Here is an 8,141-nt window from a genome sequence, read left to right on the forward strand (position 1 = left end):
ATAAATGGAGACGGCGAATATGTTTTTTATTATGGATGTAGAGTATCACTTGGTTTAGCGGATAACTTCAATTTGTATACATCAGGAATTAATGAAGCAGACGTTTGTACTGACGGACTTGATGTCGATCACATCGGCGTAGAACAATACTATTTTGATGCAGATTATAAGACATGCGATAAATATTATCATTACTACATATTCGATGACAACTTTGAAGATATTTCAACAGATGCCGACTATGAAGACTCCAGTGAGATCAAACAGGCATTCAGCGATGCAGGCGTCTTAACTTATACACAGGATGAGATAGACGAAATGCTTGCAGAAAGGGCAGAAGAAGTCGGATATCCTGGAAAATAATCTTTATGAGATAGTATAAATTCATGACTTTTAGTATGAAGTGAAAAAAGATACAGAATCATAAAGAACAAAGATTATAATTCAAAAACCCGTTTACGTTAAAGTGAACGGGTTTTTGATGTAAGTACAGAATTATTGAACTACATCCGAATACTTATTTCGCTTATATCCGTTTGAGGTAACAAGCGTAACATGGACCAATTTCTTAGGCTTAACTTCTTCGGTAAAAGAAGTCACCTTTTATTTTTTTGCTCTTCCAAGAATTGGGAGATGGTCATTCATATAATTGCCTACGGAAGATCAGAGTTGAACGATGTATTTACTTTGCCATTTTCTCCAATCTATCTTTAATGACAACAAACCTCTTTTCTTTAAATACCGGATTATATCTTTTATGTTCCATATAGCGCAGGAAATACCATGCTGTATTGTGAGGTAACTCTTTATCGGATGTGCCGGTACAGATTTTTTCTACATGGGCAAGCATATTTTCAAGGCTGGTTAAGGTTTCTTCTTTTTTTCCTTGAGCCACATAATAAGTTGATATATATCTGTACAGTACTGCAATGCCGCCATTAAAATCAGCTGACTTTTCTTCATTCGTTATTTCCGATATGAGCTTGCAAAAGTCTATAATGCGTTCAAAATAGCCAATCTTAGCATCCCAATTATCTTCCTCATTCGGTAGAATGTATGCCACATAATCACGGAGATTATTGACCAGACAACGTGACAGAGTAACTAAGCAATCACTGATTTCATCCTTTTCCTGATTAGCTCCGTTAAAGAAATCTGTGATAAACATTTCCCTGCATGACCAAATGCTCGGGAGCATTTTAACTACATCGGCATAGCCTTGTTCATCCTTCCAGGCTTCTTTGTAAAGAACTGCCAGATTTTTGATACATTCAAACCTAAAATCATAATCATCTGACTGTCTGATGAGACCTCGAAGCATTTTCTCTGCTTCCCTTAATAATGCGGTGTTGGGATTTTCTTCGAACATTTCGGAGCATAAAGCCTTAGCCAAAGAAAGACTTATCTTCATATCGTTTGGAAATTCCACATGAGCCTCTCTTAACAAATCTATCGAAGCACGATTATACCCAGATTCTTCTATGTTATTTATTGCAGTATAAATATTATCACGTCTTGTTTCACGCTCCGAAAGCTTAACACCCAGCAACTCATCCACACTTATGCCAAAGAAACCGGCTATATCAGGCAGATACTCTATCGCAGGATATCCTGATTCAGATTCCCAACGACTGATAGCCTGCGGAGTAACCCCAATGCTTTCAGCAAGTCTTTCCTGCGTAACACCTTTTTGGGTCCTTAATTTCTTTATGTTTTCTCCTATTGTAATATTCATTCCACATCACTCTCCAATGTCATTTTCAACCGGCAAAATGTTTTGCGTTTTAGTTCTGTAAGCTTACAAACAAAGCATAGCGACAATGGGTAGAGAAATCAATTATCAATTCATTGTTGTTATATAAATGATTCATTGTGTTGAAACATAAAAAATTGAGCCATATTACCGGCCCGAGAGATAACGAAAAAGGGCTAAGCCTTTTGATGTCTGCGGAAGATGGGACTTGATTTTTTTTAGAATCTCGCAAAACCAAGTAAGAAAAGAGGTTCTGACACCGTCCCCCGAAAGGGAACCCCTCGCACTGCTAAATTGGGAGAAAAGAAATGTTGAGGGGGCATATATGATAAAAGGTTATTCGAATGTGGCTATGTCGCGTTTGGCGCTGGGCACTCATTCGGTATTTGCCGTGCATATGTGCAGTTTATCGCGAAAATAATGCATTTCGTCAGATACTGGCACGTGAAGATGCGTTAAGGCGTAAAATATTATAATCGCATGAACCAGATTAATAAGCTTTTGGAGGGGATTAATAGTTGAGAGATTCGATCAATGTTTTTTTCTTGATTTCATGCTTTGTAAAAAACATGAAGGATGAGTTTAGACAAGATGTTGAGTGATAATATCAAATTAGATGATATTACAGTTAGATTATTTGAATTATTAAAGCTAAAACCCTTTTTAGTGGCGAGTTGTTTTTGGGGGGACCTTGAGCGATGAGGGAAGAATTGTTATATTTCTTAAATAACATGGTATGAGGAGATAGATTAAAGTGCTTAATAGGATAGATTCTAAAATAAATGATCTGTGTGATTTTAAACGAATAGCCAAGATTCATGTGGTATTTTCCTTAATATATCCATTTTTGTCATTAATGGGAATCTTTGTACATGTGTATGGAATGATTGTTGATACATTGTTGACTACTCTGCATATTCTTATCATATTTCTTTTTTATAAGACACTTAAAAAGCTGGGAATAGATGCTGGAGCTCAAAAGCAAAAGAAGATTTTCATATTGGAATTATTATTAGTATTTATCTATTTCAATATGACTGGTAGTACCAGTTTTATGAAATGCGTAATCTGTCTGATCTATGCTTATAAATATTATCTTGATTACAAAGTATGGAGCATTATGTATCATGAAGCTTATTGGGTACAGCTGTATGGTACAGACATTGATTTTTCATTAGATCCGACAGAATGGAAGAACACATGGCGAGGAGTTAACATTTTTTTAGCTGTTGTGGTCTTTTTTGTAATAATACTAAAAAACACTTCGATAGTCGTTCTGGTTTTTATATCGCTTATTATGAGGTTCTTAACGCAGTTCACTACTATCGATGATTGTAATATCCTATTTAAAAAACTGGAATCATTGGATGGCATTTTGGATTCGGAAGAAAAAGCATCGGGTAATGCTACTTGGATGATTGCAAAAGCAAAAAACTTATCGAAACTTAGAATTGTTAGAAATATTGTTTTGATATTATTTCTTCTGGCTTTTTTGTGCCTGAGATATTGCTATTATGAAAATGATTTTCCTGTATATATGTCTGATACGCCGAAAAACATTGAGCAATACTATAAACGTAACTTAATGGGAATTGATAATAGTTTTGAATATTGTAAATTCGGATTGCGTGATACAAGTACAGGCTTTGATACAGGAGCAATCTATGATGAAGAACTACATTTTGATAGCACTGGTATAGCTTGGGATTATTCTGGACATTTTATTGATGCACATGGAAAAATAGTTGTTAATGTACCTGTCTTTTTATGTGATAGAAGATCTCATAGGCAAAGCTGTATTTATAATATATTTGCAGAACTATCAGGAAATCATGCTGAGTGGTTCAGTACAGGCGCAGATCCTTACAGGACTTATACAGATGAAGGCAGATTTTACCTCATAGATGGTGTGTTTAAATTTGATACTGAACTGTTTGGTAAAGCAATTATAAGTGATAAAGGTGAAATAAAGGAACTTTTCTTAAGGATCTTCGATGATTGACCAGAAAGTAAATGATTATTGCGAGGTAGCGTTTTGACTAATATAAATCTGAAAAAAGTATTCATAATATTTGCTCTTACAAATTTTATATCAGTGTTTTTGCATGTTTTAAGTCACTATGTGCCATTCATTACCAAGGAAGTTGATTATGTGCTGTATATTGCAAAGATCGTTGTGATGATTTTTGTATATAGATCGATGAAGCTTCTGACTTCAAAAATACATGGTTTTAATAAGATAAGGTTTATGTTTAAAACCCTTATTGCGTGCGATCTTGTGGAAATATATTTTGTGTTTATGAGCGGCAATGCTTCATTGGGGATTATACCAATTGTACTTGCAGTAGTGTATATTCTAAGGATTGTGATTGAAATCCTTCTATATTGTTTTTTACTTTATGATATTTACAATACGTTACATTCTTATGAGCATAAAGACAGTAATGGAGCAGCATTAAAAAAGCTTATAGTATGGTGTATCTGCAATTTTCTTATTGGCATTATTTTTATACTTTTGATAAATAAGAGGCAGTCTATATTATTGTATCTTATCTATGCATTGTTTTTTATAAGAGTGATAATTGAATTTAACATGATTAAAATGGTTGCTGATGTATATGATAAAGATAGTTGCAAGATTACTTCTATAAAAGAAGTAATAGTCACAAGGATTACAAAGCGTGATATAGGAAAACTAATTATAGGAGGCGCCATTTTAGCAACAACTTTAGGTGCTCGATATACATACAAGGATTTCCATGTAAAAGATCACATGGATGAAGATGGGCGGATTGAAGCTGGTTTTGAATATGGAAATGGGTATAGATTTAGGACTGATTATATTTTTCAGTATGCAAGTAGTAATCTAATGCCGGAGTGGACAGGATTATGTGATCGCAAATACGGATTGTATAGCTTTACAAATGACAAAGATACAGGGATTGTTTATAGAAATGAAATTTTTTATGATGAAAATGGTCTTGGATACGTTGGCGATGGCTATTTCATTGATGAGAATTTCAATGTGTTGTTTGATGCGCCTGATTGTATGAAAATTCAAAAAACATATAGACAGACGGCTCTGGATACTTTTATAGAATGGTGTGGTTATAATGATAAAGGTCGTTTCCATTTTGCTTTAGATCGTCCTATATTCGTTTACGGAGGAATGGAAGGAATATATAATTACTCAAAAAATGATTATTTGTTTTTTAGAAATGGAATCGGATGTTATTATAGTGAATTAAATGATTGTTATGGATTGATGACTGATGAAGGCGTAGTACTTACACCTCCAAAATACAGGTATCTTCGTATTGATTATGACGAAGCATTTGCTTTTGTTTTGGACATGGATTATCAGATTAATATCTTGAATAAAAACGGAAAAGAACTTATAGATGATACTTTTGGAAGAACAGATGGTATACATGCAGGTGATTATGGTGCGGGAATTATTGAAGTAGAACCAGAGTATGGAAAGTTTTACTATATCAATGATAAAGGAGAGCTTTTATCTTCTGACTATGATTTTCGCCAAGGACGTTCAGAGGGAGATATCTTTTATACTACAAAGAAAGATGACTATCAAAATACTTATGTTTTTGGAGAAGGCGGAAGAGTATTGTTTACTTCTGACCAGTATCTTACCTACGAAGGTTACAGAAATTCTGAAGGAAAAGTTACTTGCTTACTTGTAAAATCGAAAACAAACGGATTATATGGCCTTATAGATCTTGATGGTAATCTCATAAGCAAAGAATGGTATCTGCTTATAGAATATAGAGATGGAGTATACAATTGTTACTTGGATTCAGAAGGAAAAGAGCTGGCAGAAGAAATACCTGTTGACTGATCCTTGTAAGGCAGCAGGAGTACAAACATATCATTTGAATAAATTACCAGATTATAAAAGGGCAGAAGTGTAAAAACTTTTGCCTTTTTTGTTTAATAGGAAATGGCGTCACTTAACGTGGCGCCATTACTCTTTCTATATATATTATACCACAGATAAATACAGCATTTAAAGCCTTGTTTTATGGACGCTGCACTGCTAAATTGGGAGAAAAGAAATGTTGAGGAGGTATATATGATAAAAGGTTATTCGAATGTGGCTATGTCGCGTTTGGCGCTGGGCACTCATTTGGGAGACGTTACAGATATAGTGTCAGAGCAGTATCGCAGTGCCATAGCATATGCTTTGCAACATGGTATCAATACAATAGACGGAGCTATAAATTACCGAGGCATGCTTTCTGAAAAGGATGAGGGCATAGCACTGCGAGCACTTATTGAATCAGGTGCTTTACGCAGAGAAGATTTTTGTATTACATCAAAAGCGGGACTTCTTTTTGGAGATATTACAGAACGAATTAATCCTAAAATGTACCTTGAAAATATATTGAAAACGCAAGGAATTACAGAGGAAGATTTCTATCAGTATGATGGCCTGTATCAGACATTGAACCCTACGTTTTTTGAAATAGCACTTGAAAAGAGCCTTCAGAATCTAGGACTTGAAACAATTGATATTCACTATATCCATATCCCGGAGATATCAAGATCAGGAATGTCAGAAGAAGAGTTCTATAACAAAATGGAAAAACTATTTTTCTGGTATGAAGATAAGGTGAGAGAAGGAAAAATAAGATCCTATGGCATTGCTTTAGAATATATGGGAAAAGACCCATTGGAAGCAAAATGGCATTTTGAACTGGAAGAAATAAAAAGAAGAGCAGAAAATGCCGGAAAAGGAAAAAGCAGTCTTAAGTATGTGATTTTTGAGTATAACATTGATTGCCCATATCCTCGGAGTACTGTGAGCCAGATGGTTGCAGGCGAGAAAGTGACTTTGGCAGAAGCTTGCCACAGATTGGGACTTGAAACCATAGCCAGTATGCCATTTGCCATGGGAGATGCCTTAAAGAAACATTCGGTAAAAGAGCTACTTGAGTTTGCACTAAGTGGAACTGACCATGTAATTGTGGGCAGCAAGAATGTGAAACATATTGAAGAGATTCTAAAGTATTTATAATATACAATAAGTATTTTCACTAGCACTTGGATGATAAATTTGGAAGCGGAGAAACAAGTTCATGAACTGGTATCATGCATCACCAATTAAAGATCTTAAGACCTTGGAACCACGCATTTCCAATCACGGAGTTCCGCTGGTTTATCTATCAAAGAAAAGAGAAAATGTTCTAGTTTATCTTAGTAACGCCGTTGAAAAATACTGCAAAGAAACAGGCTTTGAGCATAGCAAAAAATGGTCGAAATGGGGACCATATGGCTTTGATGAAAATGGAATTCTCCAATTGGAAGAATATTATCCAAATGCTCTTGAAGAAACATACAAAGGAAATGCGGGATATATCTACACAGCGAAAGATATAACAGATTCCGGCTATTGTATAGGTATACCTGATGCCGGAACTTCAAACATTCCAGTACCAGTATGTGATTGTGAATATATTCCTGATGCTTATGAAGAGATTTTGGCAGCAGAAAACAAAGGGCTGATCAAACTTGTAAGGTATGAAGAACAAAGCCCAAAGAAGCTGGAGTGGATTCGAAAGACAGTTATTCAGGAATACAAAGAAGCTGGAGATCAGCCAGATTACCGCTATTTTCTTGAAAGAAAGTTTAAAGACATACTTGAATAACAGTAGAATGCCCCATATCAATCTTCAGCAAGTTGATGAATTCGAGTAATAGAAATAGTATAATAGCAAAAACTGCGATGTAAACAGCCACTTCAAATGGCAACTTACATCGCGGTTTTTTATTAATAGATAAGCATTTACTTCCTTATCCCTGTAGCTATTATAGCATAGGTGGCAAGCCGATTTAAAGTCTTGTTTTTCACGATTTTGAATGGTAGATTTAGAGCCTGAATGCAGTAATAAAGGGGGATTCGGGACTTATGAAAAGTTATTTTAAAATTGTAAAAATGATGTTTGCATCAAATAAGCGATTACTATTTGGTGCCTTTGTAGTAATGATGGCATTGATCGCAGTTGAGATGGCAATACCGCTTGGTATAAATGCCATGATCGATATGCTGGAAACGGATAAAGCGGTGTATACCTTTGCGATAGCTGTGCTGCTGTTTGTTATCGGCTATTTTCTTTTATCTCTTTTATCAGGATTAAATACCAGGCTGTATATCCGTATAGGCAATGATCTTTTATGGAACATGAGACGTAAGATATACAAAGTACTTTGGGGAAGCGAGTACATGGAGCATGTCCAAAAGTCCAAGGACAAATTTAAATATGTCCTGTCAGGACAGACATATACTGCGTTTGCGATTGCAGTGATATATTCTGTCGGGGGCTTTGTTAATACGCTTACGGTTATAGCTTTTTTGATAATTGACTTTTGG

7 protein-coding genes are annotated in these 8,141 nt (G+C 35.2%); 6 read left to right on the forward strand and 1 reads right to left on the reverse strand.

The annotated features are described in order from the left end of the window. Nucleotides 1-363: hypothetical protein (locus K6G87_RS02170; protein ID WP_296833259.1), on the forward strand; the 363-nt coding region annotated here is incomplete at its 5' end. Nucleotides 364-682: 319 nt separating this feature from the next. Here K6G87_RS02170 and K6G87_RS02175 read toward each other — a convergent pair. Beyond that, a complete protein-coding gene (locus K6G87_RS02175; protein ID WP_296833263.1) occupies nt 683-1,735 on the reverse strand; it encodes a helix-turn-helix domain-containing protein in 1,053 nt (350 codons plus the stop codon). A gap of 772 nt (nt 1,736-2,507) precedes the next feature. On the opposite strand from K6G87_RS02175, the gene K6G87_RS02180 reads away from it, so the two are divergent. From K6G87_RS02180 to K6G87_RS02200, 5 genes are all read left to right on the forward strand, one after another. After that, nucleotides 2,508-3,755: a hypothetical protein gene (locus tag K6G87_RS02180; protein ID WP_296833268.1), complete on the forward strand. Its 1,248-nt coding sequence runs from the start codon at nt 2,508-2,510 to the stop codon at nt 3,753-3,755. A 276-nt stretch (nt 3,756-4,031) separates the two neighbouring features. Further along, complete coding sequence (locus tag K6G87_RS02185; protein WP_296833271.1) at nt 4,032-5,609, forward strand: hypothetical protein; 1,578 nt, start codon at nt 4,032-4,034, stop codon at nt 5,607-5,609. Nucleotides 5,610-5,843: 234 nt separating this feature from the next. Further along, the gene (locus K6G87_RS02190; protein ID WP_296833274.1) at nt 5,844-6,788 is read left to right on the forward strand and encodes an aldo/keto reductase; all 945 of its coding nucleotides are present in this window, start codon (nt 5,844-5,846) and stop codon (nt 6,786-6,788) included. 61 nt (nt 6,789-6,849) lie between these two features. After that, on the forward strand, nt 6,850-7,419 hold the full coding sequence (locus K6G87_RS02195; RefSeq protein WP_296833277.1) for a hypothetical protein: 570 nt from the start codon (nt 6,850-6,852) through the stop codon (nt 7,417-7,419). A gap of 260 nt (nt 7,420-7,679) precedes the next feature. Next, nucleotides 7,680-8,141: hypothetical protein (locus K6G87_RS02200; protein WP_296833279.1), on the forward strand; the 462-nt coding region annotated here is incomplete at its 3' end.

This window comes from Butyrivibrio sp. (assembly GCF_024699075.1).

Coding starts and splice junctions, on each gene's coding strand:
- K6G87_RS02175 (WP_296833263.1), bottom strand. CDS start 1,735: ATGAATATTACAATAGGAGAAAACATAAAGAAATTAAGGACCCAAAAA.
- K6G87_RS02190 (WP_296833274.1), top strand. CDS start 5,844: ATGATAAAAGGTTATTCGAATGTGGCTATGTCGCGTTTGGCGCTGGGC.
- K6G87_RS02195 (WP_296833277.1), top strand. CDS start 6,850: ATGAACTGGTATCATGCATCACCAATTAAAGATCTTAAGACCTTGGAA.